Annotated in this window: 16 protein-coding genes; 14 read left to right on the forward strand and 2 right to left on the reverse strand. The window is 66.8% G+C overall.

Features of this window, described 5'->3' with window-relative positions; translation table 11 throughout:
- Positions 1 to 21: 21 nt before the first annotated feature.
- Together ACIA75_RS12040 and ACIA75_RS12045 are read right to left on the reverse strand one after the other, a co-directional pair.
- A complete protein-coding gene (locus ACIA75_RS12040) occupies positions 22 to 1,287 on the reverse strand; it encodes a multidrug effflux MFS transporter (protein WP_397102834.1) in 1,266 nt (421 codons plus the stop codon).
- Positions 1,284 to 2,135 (reverse strand): alpha/beta fold hydrolase, encoded by an 852-nt coding sequence (locus ACIA75_RS12045; protein WP_397102836.1) that lies wholly within the window; start codon positions 2,133 to 2,135, stop codon positions 1,284 to 1,286. Before ACIA75_RS12045 ends, ACIA75_RS12040 begins: the two co-directional genes overlap by 4 nt.
- A gap of 101 nt (positions 2,136 to 2,236) precedes the next feature.
- On the opposite strand from ACIA75_RS12045, the gene ACIA75_RS12050 reads away from it, so the two are divergent.
- The 14 genes from ACIA75_RS12050 (at position 2,237) to ACIA75_RS12115 (ending at position 16,097) form a co-directional block, all read left to right on the forward strand.
- On the forward strand, positions 2,237 to 2,716 hold the full coding sequence (locus ACIA75_RS12050; RefSeq protein ID WP_397102838.1) for a MaoC family dehydratase N-terminal domain-containing protein: 480 nt from the start codon (positions 2,237 to 2,239) through the stop codon (positions 2,714 to 2,716).
- Complete coding sequence (locus tag ACIA75_RS12055) at positions 2,713 to 3,126, forward strand: acyl dehydratase (protein ID WP_397102840.1); 414 nt, start codon at positions 2,713 to 2,715, stop codon at positions 3,124 to 3,126. The genes ACIA75_RS12050 and ACIA75_RS12055 overlap by 4 nt, the downstream gene beginning before the upstream one ends.
- 86 nt (positions 3,127 to 3,212) lie before the next feature.
- Positions 3,213 to 4,523 (forward strand): Rieske 2Fe-2S domain-containing protein, encoded by a 1,311-nt coding sequence (locus ACIA75_RS12060; protein WP_397102842.1) that lies wholly within the window; start codon positions 3,213 to 3,215, stop codon positions 4,521 to 4,523.
- Positions 4,524 to 4,654: 131 nt separating this feature from the next.
- Positions 4,655 to 5,995 (forward strand): M20 family metallopeptidase, encoded by a 1,341-nt coding sequence (locus tag ACIA75_RS12065; protein ID WP_397102844.1) that lies wholly within the window; start codon positions 4,655 to 4,657, stop codon positions 5,993 to 5,995.
- On the forward strand, positions 5,995 to 6,948 hold the full coding sequence (locus ACIA75_RS12070; RefSeq protein WP_397102846.1) for a catechol 1,2-dioxygenase: 954 nt from the start codon (positions 5,995 to 5,997) through the stop codon (positions 6,946 to 6,948). The genes ACIA75_RS12065 and ACIA75_RS12070 overlap by 1 nt, the downstream gene beginning before the upstream one ends.
- Positions 6,949 to 7,000: 52 nt before the next feature.
- Entirely contained in the window at positions 7,001 to 7,873 is an 873-nt protein-coding gene (locus ACIA75_RS12075; protein WP_397102848.1) for an alpha/beta fold hydrolase, read from the forward strand.
- A 406-nt stretch (positions 7,874 to 8,279) separates the two neighbouring features.
- A complete protein-coding gene (locus ACIA75_RS12080; protein WP_397102850.1) occupies positions 8,280 to 9,233 on the forward strand; it encodes an ABC transporter substrate-binding protein in 954 nt (317 codons plus the stop codon).
- Complete coding sequence (locus ACIA75_RS12085; RefSeq protein ID WP_397102852.1) at positions 9,230 to 10,096, forward strand: ABC transporter ATP-binding protein; 867 nt, start codon at positions 9,230 to 9,232, stop codon at positions 10,094 to 10,096. Before ACIA75_RS12080 ends, ACIA75_RS12085 begins: the two co-directional genes overlap by 4 nt.
- Positions 10,093 to 10,917, forward strand: a complete 825-nt coding sequence (locus ACIA75_RS12090; RefSeq protein ID WP_397102854.1) for an ABC transporter permease — start codon at positions 10,093 to 10,095, stop codon at positions 10,915 to 10,917. The genes ACIA75_RS12085 and ACIA75_RS12090 overlap by 4 nt, the downstream gene beginning before the upstream one ends.
- A gap of 52 nt (positions 10,918 to 10,969) precedes the next feature.
- Positions 10,970 to 12,472 carry an AbgT family transporter gene (locus ACIA75_RS12095; protein WP_397102856.1) on the forward strand — a complete coding sequence of 501 codons (1,503 nt, stop codon included), beginning with the start codon at positions 10,970 to 10,972 and terminating at the stop codon, positions 12,470 to 12,472.
- 29 nt (positions 12,473 to 12,501) lie between these two features.
- Positions 12,502 to 13,725 carry a M20 family metallopeptidase gene (locus ACIA75_RS12100; protein WP_397102858.1) on the forward strand — a complete coding sequence of 408 codons (1,224 nt, stop codon included), beginning with the start codon at positions 12,502 to 12,504 and terminating at the stop codon, positions 13,723 to 13,725.
- Positions 13,726 to 13,873: 148 nt separating this feature from the next.
- Complete coding sequence (locus ACIA75_RS12105; protein ID WP_397102860.1) at positions 13,874 to 14,884, forward strand: NAD(P)/FAD-dependent oxidoreductase; 1,011 nt, start codon at positions 13,874 to 13,876, stop codon at positions 14,882 to 14,884.
- 2 nt (positions 14,885 to 14,886) lie between these two features.
- The gene (locus tag ACIA75_RS12110; RefSeq protein ID WP_397102862.1) at positions 14,887 to 15,207 is read left to right on the forward strand and encodes a DUF362 domain-containing protein; all 321 of its coding nucleotides are present in this window, start codon (positions 14,887 to 14,889) and stop codon (positions 15,205 to 15,207) included.
- The gene (locus ACIA75_RS12115; protein WP_397102864.1) at positions 15,207 to 16,097 is read left to right on the forward strand and encodes an alpha/beta fold hydrolase; all 891 of its coding nucleotides are present in this window, start codon (positions 15,207 to 15,209) and stop codon (positions 16,095 to 16,097) included. The genes ACIA75_RS12110 and ACIA75_RS12115 overlap by 1 nt, the downstream gene beginning before the upstream one ends.
- The last annotated feature ends 65 nt before the right edge of the window (positions 16,098 to 16,162 follow it).

Consider the following 16,162-nt stretch of genomic DNA (forward strand, 5'->3'; position numbering starts at 1 on the left):
CGACGCATTCACGACTCTGCGTCAGCCGTTCCGTCGCCGACCTCGAACGGCTGACCGGTCTGCAGAACCGCCGCTGTAGCGTGCCGCGAGGAGGCCGAGGAGGGCCAGGGCCGCGGCGACCGTCATGACGATCGCTATCGCGCGGGCGGAGTTGCCGAGGAGCCCGACCGCGGGTGCCGCGAGTGCGGCGGCGCCGAACTGAGCGAAGCCGACGATCGCCGCAGCAGAGCCGGCTGATTCACCGTGCCGGGACAATGCCACTGCCACCGAATTCGGCATCGCGAGTCCGGTGGTGCAGAGCAGGAGCATCAGTGGGACGGCGAAACCGGCGAGCCCGCCCGTACTCGTTGTGGACACGAGGACGAACACGGCGCCGGTGAGGACGCTCGCCAGTAGCGATACCAGGCAGAGGCGGTCGGGGGCCCAGCGGCCGAGCAACAGCACGTTGAATTGCGACGATCCGATGAGTGCCACGGCGCCTGCCGCGAAGGCGAAACCGTAGAGCTGGGGGCTCAGATCGAATTGGTGTTGGAGAACGAAGGCCGAACCGGCGATGTAGGCCCACAGGACCGCCCGGACGAGTCCGCAGACGAGGGCCAGCAGGACGAACACCCGGTCTCGGGCGAGCGCTCGGTAGCGCCGGAGCAGGGAGGCGGTACCCCGGCTCGCCCGGGCGGTGGGCGGAAGTGTTTCCGGCATGGCAAAGCAGCCGAGCAGAATCATCACCAGGCCGAGGCCGGCCAGGGTGAGGAATACGCCGTGCCAGGACACCACGGACATGAGCAGGCCGCCGATCGAGGGCGCCAGGACCGGCGCGACACCCATCACGAGCATCAGCCGGGACAGGACGATCGCGGCATCCCGGCCGGTGAACAGGTCGCGCACCACCGCCATCGCGATCACCGTGGTGGCCGCGGCGCCGACTCCCTGGAGTGCGCGGAAGGCTCCGAGCAGCGCGACCGACGGGGCGAAGTAGCAGGCGACCGAGGCCGCGACGTGGATTGCGGAACCGGCGATCAGCGGGCGGCGCCGGCCGTGGACATCGGACAGCGGTCCGATGACCAGCTGGCCGAGCGCCAGGCCGAGCAGGGTCGCGGTGAGGGTCAGCTGGATCGTGGTGTCGGTGGTGCCCAGGTCGGTGGCGATGACCGGCAGGGCGGGCAAGTACATGTCCACGGTGAACGGGCCCAGGGCGGTGAGGGCACCGAGGATGAGTACGAGGCGAACCCTGTTGTGCTGTGGAGGTGTTCGGACCTCGCCGGTGCCGCGGATCTCTTCCGTGGTCACGGATGCTGCTGGTTCAGGAAACCGGTCACCACGCTGTAGTAGTCGTACGGGCGTTCTTCCTGCAGGTGGTGCGAGGCTCGGTCCATGACGTAGAGATGGCCGTGCGGGACCATCCGGGCGAGCATCAGCGGGTAGTCGGGCGTGAGGAACGCGTCGTGCATACCCCAGGCGAAGAGCACCGGCGCCTGGATCGTGCCGAGTTCGGCGGTCAGGTCCTGCCAGTCGCCGCGCGGGTTGTCCGAGCGGGCGGCCAGCTCGGTTTCGCCGGGGTCGAGGCTCTGCTGGTACCGCATATCCAGGGTTTCTTCGGGGAGCTTGCTGCCGTCGAACCATTCGAGCCCGGTGATGAGCTGACGCATCTTCTCGCGGGTGGGTCCCTCGCCTCCGTAGTACACGTCGCGGGCATTGCGGCCACGGCGTCCGGCTTCGGGGAGGGGGGCGAGGGGGCCGTAGAAGACTGGCATGCTGCCGGTGATCACCAGAGTGCGCACTCGTTCGGGGTATTTGGCGGCGAGGTTGAGCGCGATGGTGCCGCCCCACGAATTGCAGACGAAATCGGCGCGGTCGATGCCGAGTTCGTCGAGCAGGGCCACCATTTTCGCGGCGTGGAAATCCCACATCGGGCCGGTGATCGTGCATTTGTCGGATCGGCCGTACTGCAGGAGGTCCACGAGGAGGGCCCGGCGGTCGCCGGCGAACAGTTCCGCGACCGGCCCGAAGTCCGACCAGGCGGTGCAGCCGGGGCCGCCGCCGTGCAGGAAGAGGGTGGGGGAGCCGGTGCCGAGGTCGTGATAGTGGAATGTCACGCCGGCTGCGGTGGCGTACAAGCTGTTCGGTCGAGATGCCATAGGGACACCTGACCGCATACCGGGTCCGGGCCCAAGGTTCACGGTCCGCTGGACGGTCCGGGCCTGTTGTCCGGCCGGGCCCGGGTTCCTAGCGTCGGCCCATGACAGATGATCTGGAGACCGTGCACGCACAGGCCACGGCGCTGCTCGGCGCCGTGGAGAAACGGCAGCTGGGACGGGTGCGGGCCGCGGAGGTTGTTGCCTTCGCGCGGGCCTGCGGGGAGGACGACGCGCGCTACCTGGACGCGCGCCATCCGGGGTTCGCGGTGCATCCGCTGTATCTGCCGAGCCTGCTGCGCGGACCCGAGGGTGCGCGGGACGAGGAATACCGGCCCGACGGCATGTTCGCCGACGAGGTCCCCGGGACGGCCGGTCTGGCCGTTCGGTTGATGGCGGGCGGGCAGAGTATCGACTTCCATCGGGCGACGCCGTTGGGCGAGGAGATCGAGGTGCGCCGGACCGTGGAGCGGGTCGAATGGAAAGGGCGCGGGAGTGGACGCTTTCTCCTGATCACCGTAGGCAAGGTCTATCACGCGGCCGGCCCTCTGGTGTCGGTGACGGAAGGGTTCATTGTCCGATGAAGGATATTCGTACGGCGCGGCCCGCAGATATCGTCGAACCCGTTGAGCTGCACACCGATCCGGTCCGGATACAACGTTTCGGCGCCGCCACTCACAACGCGCACCGCATCCACTACGACACGCTCGCCGCCCGCGACGAGGGGCTCGACGACCCGGTGGTGATGGCTCAACTGCACGGCACCCTCTTCTTCCGCGCGGCGGCCCGGTACGCCGGAGACCCGGCGGCGGTGCGCTCGGTGAGCTGGCAGAACCGCGCGCCCGCCGCCGTCGGTGCGACCTTGACCGTCACCGGTGTCGTCGGCGACGTCGACAGCGATGTGGTGACACTGCGGCTCGAGGAGCGCGACGACACGGGAACCGTCTGCGCGACCGGCCACGCCGTGGTCGCCGCGGGGTCCCGGGTCTGCTGAGCGAACCCGATCCATTGGGTACCGCCGCGACCGGGCCGAAGATCGGAGCAACCGGACGATCTCGCATCGAGAGGAACTGAACCCATATGACTGGTGTCGAGGCACCGGCCACCCGGCCCACGCTCCCGGAGCGCGCGCGGGCGGCAGGCCGGCAGGACTGGACGGCCTGGCCGTACTACGACCAGGCGGGCAGCGGCTACCGCGGGTATTGGTATCCGGTGACGTGGTCGAACCACATCACCGGGAAACCCACGAGCCATACGATCTGCGGCGAGAAGCTGGCGCTGATCCGCGACAACGGCACCGCCTATGCCCTGCACGACCGGTGCCCGCATCGTGGGGTTCCGCTGTCGGAGGGGGATCAGCAGTTCCCGGGCACCGTCAGCTGCCCGTATCACGGCTGGACCTTCCGGCTGACTGACGGAAAACTCGCGGCCGTCATCACCGACGGGCCCGATTCGAAGGTCTGCGGGAAACTATCCGTGCAGACCTATCCGGTGGCCGAGCGCCTGGGGCTGGTGTGGGTGTACATCCCGATCGGCAACGAACCGGCACCGCCGATCGACGAGCAGCTGCCCCGGGAACTGGTGGAGAACGAGGGGATCGTGGGCGGCCGGATCCAGCCGCGCCGCGGGAACTGGCGTTTCGCGTGCGAGAACGGTTTCGATGAGGGGCACGCGAAATACCTGCACCGCACATCTCTGTGGCGGCTGTTCAAACCCATGCCGACGTGGAATATCACCCGGATCGTGCCCGAGGGCAGCTGGATCTACCGAGTCCAGGACGAGGTGCATTGGGAGGCCGAATTCCCCGGGGTCGGGAAATGGACCAACAAGCGGTGGTGGAAGAAGAAGCCGGACGAGACACAGATCTCCCAGATCGGAAATGTGGGAGCCGGGCTGCGCACCGACCCGGTGATCGAGGCGCAGAAATTCCCTGGGTTCGCCTCGCTGGCGATGCCGGGTGTGCTGCGCATCGCGTACCCGAACTTCATCCACTACGAGTTCTACGTGCCGGTGGACGACGAACACCACAACTACGTGGGGCTGATGGTCAATTTCGTGACCGGGGTGCGCACGCTGGGTTTCTACGCGAAATACCTGGGTGCGATCCGGTGGCTGTTCCACGGCCAGTTCTCCGGTCAGGACGAATGGATGGTGAGCGTTACCGACGCGCCCCCGGAGAAGCTCTACCGGCCCGATATCTCGCTCACGGCGTGGCGCAATCTCGCCGAAGAGCAGTACGCGGAAAAGATCGCCGCCGCCGTGACCCACGAACCGGCGAAACCGGAACGGCCGGTGCGGGAACGGCGTCCGGCCGGAAGGGCCGCGGCCGCAACGAAATTCACAGCCGCGGACACGAACGGTGCCGCCTCGTCCGGTGCCCCGGCCGAGTAGGGAAGGAGAGGACTCATGCGCAGAATCTTTGCCGGTATCGCGGCCGGTGTGCTGCTGGCTGTCGGGGCGCCGAAGGCCTGGCGCTTCCTGGCTGCACGGAACAACACTCAGATTCATCGGGTCAGCCCGCAATGACGGCGATCGCCGACCCTCTTGCCGGTCTCGACGAACAGCGGCGCGACTGGGCCGGACAAGCCTGTGCCGCTGTCGATTACGAACGTCTACGGGAGCTGGTCACCGGGCTGGTGGATATCGCGAGTCCGACCGGCGACGAAGCTCCGCTGGCGCGGCATATCACCGGTGCGTTCGCCGGTGCCGGCATCGAGGCGCACACGATGGAACTCGATGACCGGCAAGCCAATTCGTGGGCCCGCGTTGCGGGGAACGGTACTGGCCCGGACCTGATGCTCTACGCCCCCATCGACACCGTAACGAGCGGAAACGTCGAAGAGGACCTGCCGTGGGCGGGCGATAGCCTGCGCCCGGATATGACGGCGCGGGCGGAGGTGGACGGCGACTACGTGACGGGCCTCGGCGCCTCGAATCCGAAGGGGCACGCGGCTTGCGTCATGGCGGCGGTCGAGGCCGTGCACGCCGCCGGGATACCACTGACCGGTGATCTGATCGCCGCGTTCGGCGCCGGTGGTATGCCCACCAATGCCCGGCCGGGCGTCGGTGGTACGCGGCGCAACACGGGGCAGGGGGTGGGCTGCTCCTTTCTGCTGGAACAAGGCGTATGGGCGGATTTCGCGCTCATCGCCAAACCCGGCTGGACAGTGTCCTGGGAAGAAGTGGGCCTGACCTGGTTCGAGATTGTCGTGCACGGCAGCCACACCTATGTCGGGTCACGGCACCGGTTGCCCTACCGCAACCCGGTCGCGCTGGCCGGCGCGATGGCGGCGCGGCTGGAGCAGTGGTTTCCGGAGTATTCGCGGGCGCATCAGGACGGGCTGGTGTGCCCGCAGGGCATGGTCGCCAATATTCGCGGCGGCTGGCAGCGCACGGCCTCCTTCACGCCCGAACAGGTGCGGATGATGGTGGATCTGCGGCTGAGCCCGCGGACCACGCCCACCGCCGCCAAACGGGAACTGCTGGATGCGGTGCGCGTGATCGCGGCCGACCTGGACGCCCGGATCGATGTCGCACAGATACTGGCGATTCCCGGGGAGTCCTCGGACCCGCGAATGTGGTTGTGCCGCAGTGCGGTCGCGGCCTGGGAGGCGTCGGAATGCCGGCCGCATCACGACGTGCGCGATGCCAGCGGCGCGACGGACGCCAACATCCTGCGGGGCCGGGGTATCCCGACCGTCCGGGTGGGCATGCCCAAGGTGGCCGATGCACCGTTCGAGGTGGATTTCGCGCGGGGAATGAACACCGTGGATATCCGGGCGGCCGAACAGTTCACCCGGTATCTCGTGCGGGTCGCGGTGGATACGGCGACCCGGACACTCGAGGAAGTAGGTATCGACTGATGGCGGAAATCGTGCTGGGGGTGGGCGCGTCGCACAGCACGCTGATGAACACCCACTGGGAGCAGACGACGCACAAGGCGGAAGCGGAACGCTTTCGCGACGGGCTGTATGCGGCCCGGGACCGGATCGCCGCAGCGCGCCCGGATGTGGTGATCCTGCTGGGGTCCAACCATTTCCGTGGTTTCTGGCTCGATCTGATCCCGCCGTTCACGCTCGGGGTGGGCGAATGCCATGCCAGCGGTGAATCGGGTACGCCGAAGGGGCCGCAGAATGTCGATACGGCGCTGGCCCGGCATCTCGCCGATTCCCTGGTCGAGAGTGGCCGGTTCGATCCGGCCTTCTCGGCGCGGCTGCAGATCGACCACGGCCAGTCACACGCCATCCAGTATCTGCTGGCGGGGCTCGACGTCCCGATCGTGCCGCTGGTGGTGAATGTATTCGCCCCGCCACTACCGACCTTCGAACGATGCGCCGAATTCGCGGTCGCGCTGCGGGAGGCGGTGACCGCGTATCCGGCGGACAGCCGCGTCGTGGTGATCGCCTCCGGGGGGCTTTCGCATCGTCTGCCCTGGCCCGACTGGCGGGACCCGCACGGCGACGACGAGGACTTCATGGTGCGCGCGTGGCTCGACGGACGGGAGAACTGGGCCGACTACGACGTGCGACGGCGGCAGATCATCCGCGCTGCCGAAGCCGCGATCTCCCCGGAATTCGACGACCGCGTACTCGAGCTGTTCAGCCTCGGCAAGGCCGCCGAACTCGCCGGATACAGCACCGCCGACCTCGAGCAGGCGGCAGGAAACGGGGCGCAGGAGTTGCGAACCTGGCTGATGATGGCCGCGATGCTGGACTTTGTTCCGGGCGAGCGGCTGGCGTACGAAGCCATCCCGGAATGGCTCACCGGGATGGGCATCACCGTGCTGGATCCCGCGCGGCAGCCCGCCGGCCGATGACCGCTGCCGAATTCGGCACCCGACATTCACCATTTACCGACAAGGATTCGATATGACGATCTGGAACGAATTGACCGGCGTGGATTTCGCGCTGACAACCGTCGATGCCGCCGGTATCCCCACCCGCTCGCTGCAGGCGGGAAACGGCGCCGAAGCGGTGATATTCCTGCACGGCACCAGCGGGCACCTCGAGGCATTCGCCCGCAATATCGTCGCGCACGCGGCCAGGTACGAATGCCACGCCATCGATATGCTCGGCCACGGCTATACGGGCAAGCCCGATTATCCGTACGAGATTCCACGCTATGTGCAGCATTTGATCGATTACCTCGACGCGGTGGGCTTGGACAAGGTGCATCTGGTCGGCGAATCGCTCGGCGGCTGGGTCGCGGCGTATCTGGCCAGTGATCACCCCGACCGGGTGCTCTCGCTGCAGTTGCTCGCCGCGGGTGGCACCGTGGCCAACCCGGAGATTATGGAGCGTATCCGCACCTCCACGATGAAGGCGGTGGAAAGTGACGATATCGAACTGACCCGCGCCCGCATGCGGCTGCTCATGCACGATGCCGCCGACGCCACCGAAGAACTGGTGCAGGTCCGGCACCGGATCTACCACGAACCCGACTTCGTGGCCAATATCGGCAACCTGCTGTCGCTGCAGAACATGGAGGTCCGGCAGCGCAATCTGCTGCGGCCGGAGCGGCTGGCGCGGATCACCGCACCGACGCTGGTGGTATGGGGACACGAAAACCCGTTCGGGGATGTTCCCGAGGCCGAAAAACTGGCCGCTGGTATCCCGGGCGCGCGGTTGCAGTTGTACCCGGCGTGCGGGCATTGGCCGCAGCACGAACATGCCGAGGAGTACAACCCGTTGAGCCTGGAGTTTTTGGCCGAAGCTTCCGAGCGAGCGAAAACGGCCGTATAACGGTACTCCATCTGTCAAGTCCGTCCGGGCCGGTCGCGCATGGTGCGCGACCGGCCCGGTGCCTTTGCGAGCCGATGCGCCGCACCGGAGTCGGTTCCGTGCGGCCGCGGCCGCAGTCGGAACGGTTCCGATGGCGTATATGGGCAACGGTCCGGAAATAACTGGGAAACATGCTGGTCATCAGCGTCCAATAGACCAGTATTCATCCTATGACTCGATCGCACCCCGGCGGTCCGAGGTCAGCAGGTTGCTCGACTTCCACGCCGATGTGCGGGTCCGCTCCCCGGACCGCGTTCGTTCGCGAGGTTGCGGACAGCGGATAGGTTCCCTGTCCAAGGCGCGGCGATTGCGGTGCAGATCACAGAGTGAGGGTGCAGAGATGGCGTGGCGATCTAGAGGTAGGAGAGTGTCGTTCGCGGTACTCGCGGTGGCACTGGCGATCACGCTGGGAGCCTGCACCAGGCCCGCGACCCGCGAGGCGGAAGCGAGCGCGGGCGGGCCCATCCGGGTCGCGGTGGGGATCGACTCCTCGTTCGCGGCCTTCTTTCTCGCGGACCAGGAGGGCATGTTCCGCGACGCGGGACTGGATATCGAACTCGTGCAGTTCGGCAGCGGCGGGGAAGCGGTCGACGCGCTCGCCAGTGGCCAGGTCCAGCTCGCCGGCAGCTCGGACACCACGACAATTTCGCAGCTGCGGCAGAACCCGGATATGCGGGCAATGTTCGCCTACGAATCGTCGGGCGATTACATCAAGGTCGTCCTGCGCAACGGCGTACAGTCCGCGGCCGATATCGCGAAGATCGGCTTCGTCCCCGGCCTCGGCCAGGTGTCGACCGATAAATATCTGCGAGCCAACGGAATTGCGGCCGATTCCGTCGAGATGATCTCGGCTACGCCCAGCGATATGCCGGCACTGCTCGCCCGCGGGGATATCGACGGTTATGTGCTGTGGGAGCCGTGGCCTGCTGCCGCGGTGACGCAGGGCATCGGCCGGGTGGTCGGGGTGACCGGCGATTTCGACTGGATCTATCACCATTGGGCGATATCCACCGATTCGTGGTTGGCGAAGAACTCGGCGGAGGCGCAGCGGTTCGCGCAGGTGCTGGCGGCGGCCGGTGAGCGGGTCGAACAGGATCCCGCCCGGGCCGCGGCGGCCACCCGGACCGCGGTCAACGTCGCCGACGATCAGACCCTCGTCGCGATCCGCGAGATCGACTTCGGGGTCACGAACCTGACCGAGAAGGACGTGGATTCGGCGCAGCAGATCGTCGATTTCTACCAGGACATCGGCGTCCTCTCCGAGCAGCCCGACCTGCGGTCGGCCCTGCTGCTCGATTGGTACAAGGAGGAGAAGGAATGACCGTGACCACATCCGCTGTCGCCCGTGCGGGCGCCACCGATAAGGGCGTCTCGGTGCAAATCCGGGACCTGGACATCAATTTCGGCACCGCCGAGATCGTCGCGGGTATCGATCTCGCGGTGCGGCCGGGTGAATTCGTCTGCCTGCTCGGGCCGAGTGGTTGCGGGAAATCGACGCTGCTCTCCGCCATGGCCGGGTTCGTCCGGCCGACGGCCGGCGGAATCGTCTGCGACGACGAGGACATCGACGGCAGCAACCGGCATGCCGGCATGGTTTTCCAGAGTTCCGAGGCACTGTTCGACTGGATGACCGTGGCGCAGAATGTCGCCTACGGGCCGCGGATGCACGGCGCGAAGAAGGCCGAGCAGGCGCGGATCGCGGCCGAATACCTGGGAATGGTCGGCCTGCCTCATGCGGGTGGCAAGTTCCCGGCCCAGCTGTCCGGCGGGATGCGGCAGCGGGTGCAGATCGCCCGAGTGCTCGCCAACCAGCCCTCGCTGGTGTTGATGGACGAACCGTTCGGTGCGCTGGACGCCCAGACCCGGCAGGTCCTGCAGATGGAACTGGACAAGATCTGGCGGCATACCGGTTGCACGGTCGTCTTCGTCACCCACGATATCGACGAGGCGCTGACCCTCGCCGATCGTGTTGTGGTGATGACGGCCGGCCCGAAGGCCCGGATCAAGAGCGTCTACGACGTTTCCGCCCCGCGGCCTCGCGACCGGGCGAATCCCCAAGTGATCGAACTGTACGAGCAGTTACGTGACGATATCCGGGCCGAAGTCGTCGCGGCGTTGCGCAATCAGGGCTTCGAAGGCGAACCGGACCTCGCGGGTGTTCGGGGCGAGGAGGAAAAGGTATGACCGCCATAGCGGAAATCCGTGCACCACGGAGCACAGTCGCGGCCCGCAGCGCCGGTATGCGAATCGGTAACCAGGTGCTGCGCACCGGCGCACTGTGGATCGCCTCGGCGCTGATCGGCCTGGCTGTCTGGTCGTTCCTTGCCTGGTGGTACGGCCCGACGACGATCGCTTCGCCCGCCGAAGTGTGGCGGGCGGCGGGCGAACTGTCCGAGAGCGGTGTTCTGTGGACCTCGGTGGTCGCCTCGGGACAGCGCATTCTGCTCGGCTGGAGCCTCGGCGTGATCGTCGGCGCCCCGATCGGCATCCTGATGGGGCGGTTCAACCTGGTCCGCCAGCTGCTCGACCCCTATATCGAGTTCTTCCGGTTCATTCCGCCCATCGCGTTCGTCACGCTGGCGGTGGTCTGGTTCGGTATCGGTGAGACCTCCAAGGTGGTGCTGATCTTCTACACCTCGGTGTTCATCGTCACCGTGAGTACGATCGCCGCCACCGTCGCGATCAGCGAGAACAAACTGCAGGCGGCCACCAACCTGGGCGCCGGCCGCCTCCAGATCATGCAGACGGTGGTCCTGCCGTCCGCTGTACCGGGGATCGTCACCGGTGCCCGGCTGGCCATGGGCAACAGCTTCCTCACCATCGTGTCCGCCGAGATCGTCGCCTCCGAGCACGGGCTCGGCTCGATGATCTGGCAGGCCCGCAATTACGGCCGTATCGACTGGACCTTCGTCGGCATCATCGTGCTCGGCATCATGGGTTTCTTCTTCGACCGCGTCCTGCGCCTGTCCTCGACCAAGTTCCTCGCGCGCTACGGCGTCAAATAAATCAGATGGGTGCCCGATTTCGGTGAATGCGATCCGTACACACGCGCGCAGGATGCCGCGTAATTTTCTCAACGGTGTCGAGCGGGTCGGGAATCGGCTGCCGCATCCGTTCATTCTCTTTCTGCTGATCGCGGCCGTGATCGCGGTCGCCTCCCTCATCGCCTCGCTGGCCGGCGCGACGGTGATCGATCCGAAGGAGAACACGCCGGTCGCGATCCAGAGCCTGATCTCGGGTGAGGGGCTGCAGTTCGCGCTCACGTCGATGATCGACAATTTCCTGTCGTTCCCGCCGCTGGGCCTGGTGATCGTCATGCTCCTCGGGGTGGGCCTGGCCAACCAGGTGGGGCTGCTGGAGGTGGCGTTCAAGGCGATCGTGGCGCGGGCGTCGTCGCGGATGCTCACCTTCGTGGTGATCTTCGTCGGGATCGTCAGCAATGTGGCCTCGGAATCGGCCGCCATTGTGATCCCGCCGCTCGCCGCCATGCTGTTCCTCGCGGTCGGCCGTCATCCGGTCGCCGGGCTCGCCGCCGGATTCGGGGCGGTGGGAGCCGGGTTCTCGGCGAACTTCCTGATTGCCGGCACCGATGTGCTGCTGTCCGGGCTCACCACGTCGGCGGCGGGGATCGTCGACAACGAGGCCGTCGTGACACCCGTCGCGAACTGGTATTTCATGGCGGCGTCGACGGTGATTCTCACCCTGGTGGGTGTATTCGTGACCGAGAAGATCGTCGAGCCGCGACTCGGGCCGTACGAGCGATCGGAACAGGTCGAGACCGGGGAATTCACGATCTCGGTGGAGCAGCGGCGCGGCCTGCGCCGAGCATCGCTGGCGGCCATTCTCTATATTGTTGCTGCCGGTGTGTTGATCGTGCCGCCCAACGGTCTGCTGCGCGGAGCGGACGGCGGCATCATCGAATCGCCGTTCATGGATTCGCTGGTGCCCATCATTTTCCTGTTCTTCGTGACAGTGGGCGTGGTTTATGGTGCCGCCACCGGCGTCGTCCGGTCCAGCAGCGATGTGCCGAAACTGATGATCGAATCGGCGCGCGAACTGGCCGGAATATTGGTGCTGGTCTTCGCGGTGGCGCAGGCGCTCGCGTACTTCGAATGGACCAATATCGGGTTGTGGATCGCGGTGCAGGGCGCGGATGTGCTCCAGCATCTGGAATTGCACGGGGTGGTCGCACTCGTCATTCTGAGTATCGTCACTCTGGTTCTCAGCCTGGTGATCTCCAGCGGTTCCGCGCTGTGGTCGATCATGGCGCCCGTCTTCGTACCGATGATGATGCTGAACGATATCAACCCTGCGTACGCGCAGCTCGCATACCGGATCGCGGATTCTTCGACCAATATGCTGGTACCGCTGAGCCCGATCCTGGCGGTCGCGCTCGGCTACATCCAGCGCTACGACAAGAAGGCAGGAATAGGCACGGTATTCGCATTGATGATCCCCTACGCGATCGCCTTCTACGCAATCTGGATCGTTCTGTTCGTGGTCTGGGTTCTGCTGGGTGTACCGATCGGCCCGGGGCAACTTCTCCACGAAATCTCCTAGCACACAAGACGAACGAAAGAAGTATGTGAATGACCGAGACATCGGAGCAGGTGGACACCGGGCTGGACGAACGTGTGGAAAAGGTGCTGCGCGACGATATCGCCGGATTGCAGGAGAAATTGCTGTCGGTGAGTCACGATATCCACCGGAACCCGGAAGTACGGTTCACCGAACACCATGCCTCCGCACTGCTCGCCGATGCGCTGGCCGCGGAGGGATTCGTCGTCGAGACCGGTGTCGCCGGCCTGCCCACGGCCTTCCTGGCGGAATACGGTTCGGCAGACACCGGGCCGACGGTTGCGATATTCCTCGAATACGACGCGCTGGAGGAGATCGGCCATGCCTGCGGCCACAACGTCATTGCCACAATCGGCCTCGGCGCGGCGATCGCGGTGCGGCGCTGGCTGGAGGTCTCCGGGACCGGCGGCCGGGTCATCGCGGTCGGCAGTCCCGCCGAAGAGGGGGGTGGCGGTAAGACCTATCTGCTCGACAGCGGGCGGCTCGACCGGATCGATGCGGCGATGATGATGCATCCGTCGGGGGAGAATCTGGCAGCTATGCGGACTCTGGGCCGGGTCGCGCTCGATTTCGAGTTCACCGGGAAAGCCGCGCACGCTGCGGTTTCGCCACACGACGGGGTGAACGCTCTCGATGCCGCGGTACTCACCTTGAATGCCGTCGGTCTGCTGCGGCAACAGCTCCCCGACGATGTCCGGGTGCACGCGGTAATTCGTGACGGCGGGGAAGCACCCAACGTGATTCCGGAGCGTGCGCTGATCCGCTCCTACATCCGCGCCGAGGACACCGATGCGCTGGTCAACAATTTCCAGCCGCGTGTCGAACGGTGCGCGCAGGGAGCGGCGCTGGCCACCGGAGCGACGGTAACCATCACGAAGCAGGCGCCGACGTACGCCGGTCTGCGGCCGAATCCGGTCCTCGCGCAACTGGTCGACGCCAATTTCGCGCGGATCGGGCGGGTGACCGAACCGCCGCGCGCCGAGGTGTTCCCGGGATCGACCGATATGGGCAATGTCAGTCAGGTGATCCCGTCCATCCATCCGAATATCGAATTCGTGCCGGGCCTGTCCATGCACACTCGGGAGGCTGCGGCCTACGCGGCCGATGCCGAGGGCGACCGTGCGGTGACCGACGGGGCGCTGGTGCTGGCGATGACCGCGGCGCAGTTGTTCGCGCGTCCGGAACTGGTCGAGCGGGTCCGGGCGGAGTTCGTCGAGGGCACAAAGGTGAGCTGACAACAGAGCGAATCGCGGTGGGCCCCGGCATATGTGCCGGGGCCCACGGTTCGTCGTCTCTGCGCCTCGGGAGTGCTGCCCGGACCGGAGTCTGCTCACCGGACCCGTTTCATTTCTCCTGCGCCGCAACGCTCTTAGCGTGCACGGTATGAACGAAACGCTCGATACGCCGGCCGGCGCCGGACCGGAGGTGGACCTCCTCGTCGTCGGTGCCGGACCGGCCGGACTGTTCGCCGCGTACTACGCGGGCTTCCGGGGGCTGCGGGTCGCGGTGATCGACGCGCTCTCCGAACCGGGTGGTCAGGTGAGCGCGATGTACCCGGAGAAGGCCATCCTCGATATCGCGGGGTTCCCGGCAGTCAAGGGCCGGGAGCTGATCGGGCGGTTGCTGGAGCAGGCGGCGCCCTACGACCCGGTATATCTCCTCGGAGAACAGGCGCAGACCCTCACTCACGCTCCGGACGGCAGTGCAGTGGTCGGTACCGGTTCCGGGCGCACCATCACCGCCGGTGCGGTGGTCATCACCGGGGGGATCGGCACGTTCACCCCGCGCCCGCTGGCCCAGGGGCTGGATTTCCTCGATCGCGGGCTCAGCTACTTCGTGCCCGATCTGTCCGCGCACACCGGGCGTGATGTCGTCATCGTCGGTGGCGGGGACAGCGCGTTCGATTGGGCCGTACACCTCGAGCCGGTCGCGGCGTCGGTGACGCTGGTGCACCGGCGGGACAAGTTCCGCGCCCACGGGTCCACGGTGGCCAAGGTCCGCGACAGCAGTGTGCGGATGCTGGTGAATTCCGATATCGCCGCGGTGCGCGGCAACGGCTGGATCGCCGAGGTGGATGTGCACCACAAGGCCGACAAGACCACCACGACGCTGCCGGCGCAGTCGGTGATCGCCGCGCTCGGCTTCACCGCCGATCTGGGGCCGCTGACCGACTGGGGGGTGCGGATCGAGAACCGCCATATCGTCGTCGACACCCGCATGCGGACCGGTGTGCCGCGCGTCTACGCGGCCGGCGATATCACCGACTATCCGGGCAAGGTCCGGCTGATCGCCGTGGGATTCGGCGAGGCGGCCACCGCGGTGAACAACGCCGCCGCCGAACTCGATCCCGACGCCGACATCTTTCCCGGCCATTCCACCGAACAGGAGAACTGACCATGCCATTCGTCATCGGTGAGGCGTGCATCGACACCACGGACCGTTCCTGTATGGAGGAATGTCCCGTCGACTGCATCTACGAGGGCGACCGCAAGCTCTACATCAACCCGGCCGAATGCATCGACTGCGGCGCCTGCGAACTGGCCTGCCCGGTCGAGGCGATCACGGTGGATCGTAAGGCCGACCCCGAATTCAAACAGGACGCCGTGCGGTTCTTCACCGAGGTCCTGCCCGGCCGTGCCGAACCGGTCGGCAACCCGGGCGGGGCGGCGAAGATCGATGTCATCGGTGTGGACACCCCGCTGGTTGCGGCGTACTGATGGGCCTGCGGTTCGGTTACGCCGACACCTCGTTCGGCCAAGTGCACTACGCCGAGCAAGGTTCGGGGCCGGTGCTGTTGCTGCTGCACCAGACACCGCGCTCCTGGGATGAATTCCGGGAGCTGATCCCGCTGCTCGCGCCCGGTTACCGGGTGATCGCGATGGATATGGTCGGGTTCGGGGCCAGTGCCGCACTGCCGGCGCCGCAGACCATCGAGGCGTTCGCCGCCGGTGCGTGGGCGCTGCTGGACGCGCTCGATATCTCCGGCGTCGCGGTGCTGGGGCATCACACCGGTGCCGCGGTGGCGCTGGAGATGGCGGCCGCGGATCCCCACCGGGTCGAGGCGGCGATCCTGTCGTCGTGCCCGTGGACGGACGAGGCATATCGTGCCGGGCACGCCGGCAGTGGGGGCGTCGACCGTGCCGAGCGCGCACCGGACGGACGGCATCTGCAGACCCTCTGGGACCTGCGCCGCCCCTACTATCCGAAACCCGGCACCGACCTCCTGGATCGGTTCGTGCACGACGCGCTCACCTTCGGAATGGACCCGGCCGAAGGGCATCGGGCCTGCGCCCGCTATCGCATGGAAGATCGGATCGGCGCGGTACGTGCACCGGTGCTGCTGGTGGGCGCGGCGGCGGACCCCTTCTCCATCGGGAACCTGCAGACGCTGCGCGCCCGGCTGACCGCCGCACCGGTGGTGGAGGAGGCGATTTTCGCCGACGGCACGGTCGCGCTGATCGAACGGGAGGCACCGGGAATCGCCGCCGCGGTGGGCCGATTCCTGCGGGTCGTCCGTCGCGAGCCCGGCTGCCCGGCAGATCCAACGAACAAGGACCGCTCGGCGGACAGAGCCGAGCCGGGTCCGCCCGGCGGACCCGGCGAATAGAGCCGCTCGGCCGGCGCGCGGAGCAAGGCCCGCTCGGCGGAGGCGGCGAGCCCGGTCCACTCGGC

This window comes from Nocardia sp. NPDC051750, assembly GCF_044453135.1.
Taxonomy (GTDB): Bacteria; Actinomycetota; Actinomycetes; order Mycobacteriales; family Mycobacteriaceae; genus Nocardia.

Excerpts from the sequence above, each read along its gene's own strand:
- ACIA75_RS12060 (WP_397102842.1), top strand. The coding sequence starts at position 3,213 with ATGACTGGTGTCGAGGCACCGGCCACCCGGCCCACGCTCCCGGAGCGC.
- ACIA75_RS12095 (WP_397102856.1), top strand. The coding sequence starts at position 10,970 with ATGCCGCGTAATTTTCTCAACGGTGTCGAGCGGGTCGGGAATCGGCTG.
- ACIA75_RS12055 (WP_397102840.1), top strand. The coding sequence starts at position 2,713 with ATGAAGGATATTCGTACGGCGCGGCCCGCAGATATCGTCGAACCCGTT.
- ACIA75_RS12050 (WP_397102838.1), top strand. The coding sequence starts at position 2,237 with ATGACAGATGATCTGGAGACCGTGCACGCACAGGCCACGGCGCTGCTC.
- ACIA75_RS12045 (WP_397102836.1), bottom strand. The coding sequence starts at position 2,135 with ATGGCATCTCGACCGAACAGCTTGTACGCCACCGCAGCCGGCGTGACA.
- ACIA75_RS12100 (WP_397102858.1), top strand. The coding sequence starts at position 12,502 with ATGACCGAGACATCGGAGCAGGTGGACACCGGGCTGGACGAACGTGTG.
- ACIA75_RS12105 (WP_397102860.1), top strand. The coding sequence starts at position 13,874 with ATGAACGAAACGCTCGATACGCCGGCCGGCGCCGGACCGGAGGTGGAC.
- ACIA75_RS12070 (WP_397102846.1), top strand. The coding sequence starts at position 5,995 with ATGGCGGAAATCGTGCTGGGGGTGGGCGCGTCGCACAGCACGCTGATG.
- ACIA75_RS12085 (WP_397102852.1), top strand. The coding sequence starts at position 9,230 with ATGACCGTGACCACATCCGCTGTCGCCCGTGCGGGCGCCACCGATAAG.
- ACIA75_RS12090 (WP_397102854.1), top strand. The coding sequence starts at position 10,093 with ATGACCGCCATAGCGGAAATCCGTGCACCACGGAGCACAGTCGCGGCC.
- ACIA75_RS12110 (WP_397102862.1), top strand. The coding sequence starts at position 14,887 with ATGCCATTCGTCATCGGTGAGGCGTGCATCGACACCACGGACCGTTCC.
- ACIA75_RS12115 (WP_397102864.1), top strand. The coding sequence starts at position 15,207 with ATGGGCCTGCGGTTCGGTTACGCCGACACCTCGTTCGGCCAAGTGCAC.
- ACIA75_RS12075 (WP_397102848.1), top strand. The coding sequence starts at position 7,001 with ATGACGATCTGGAACGAATTGACCGGCGTGGATTTCGCGCTGACAACC.
- ACIA75_RS12065 (WP_397102844.1), top strand. The coding sequence starts at position 4,655 with ATGACGGCGATCGCCGACCCTCTTGCCGGTCTCGACGAACAGCGGCGC.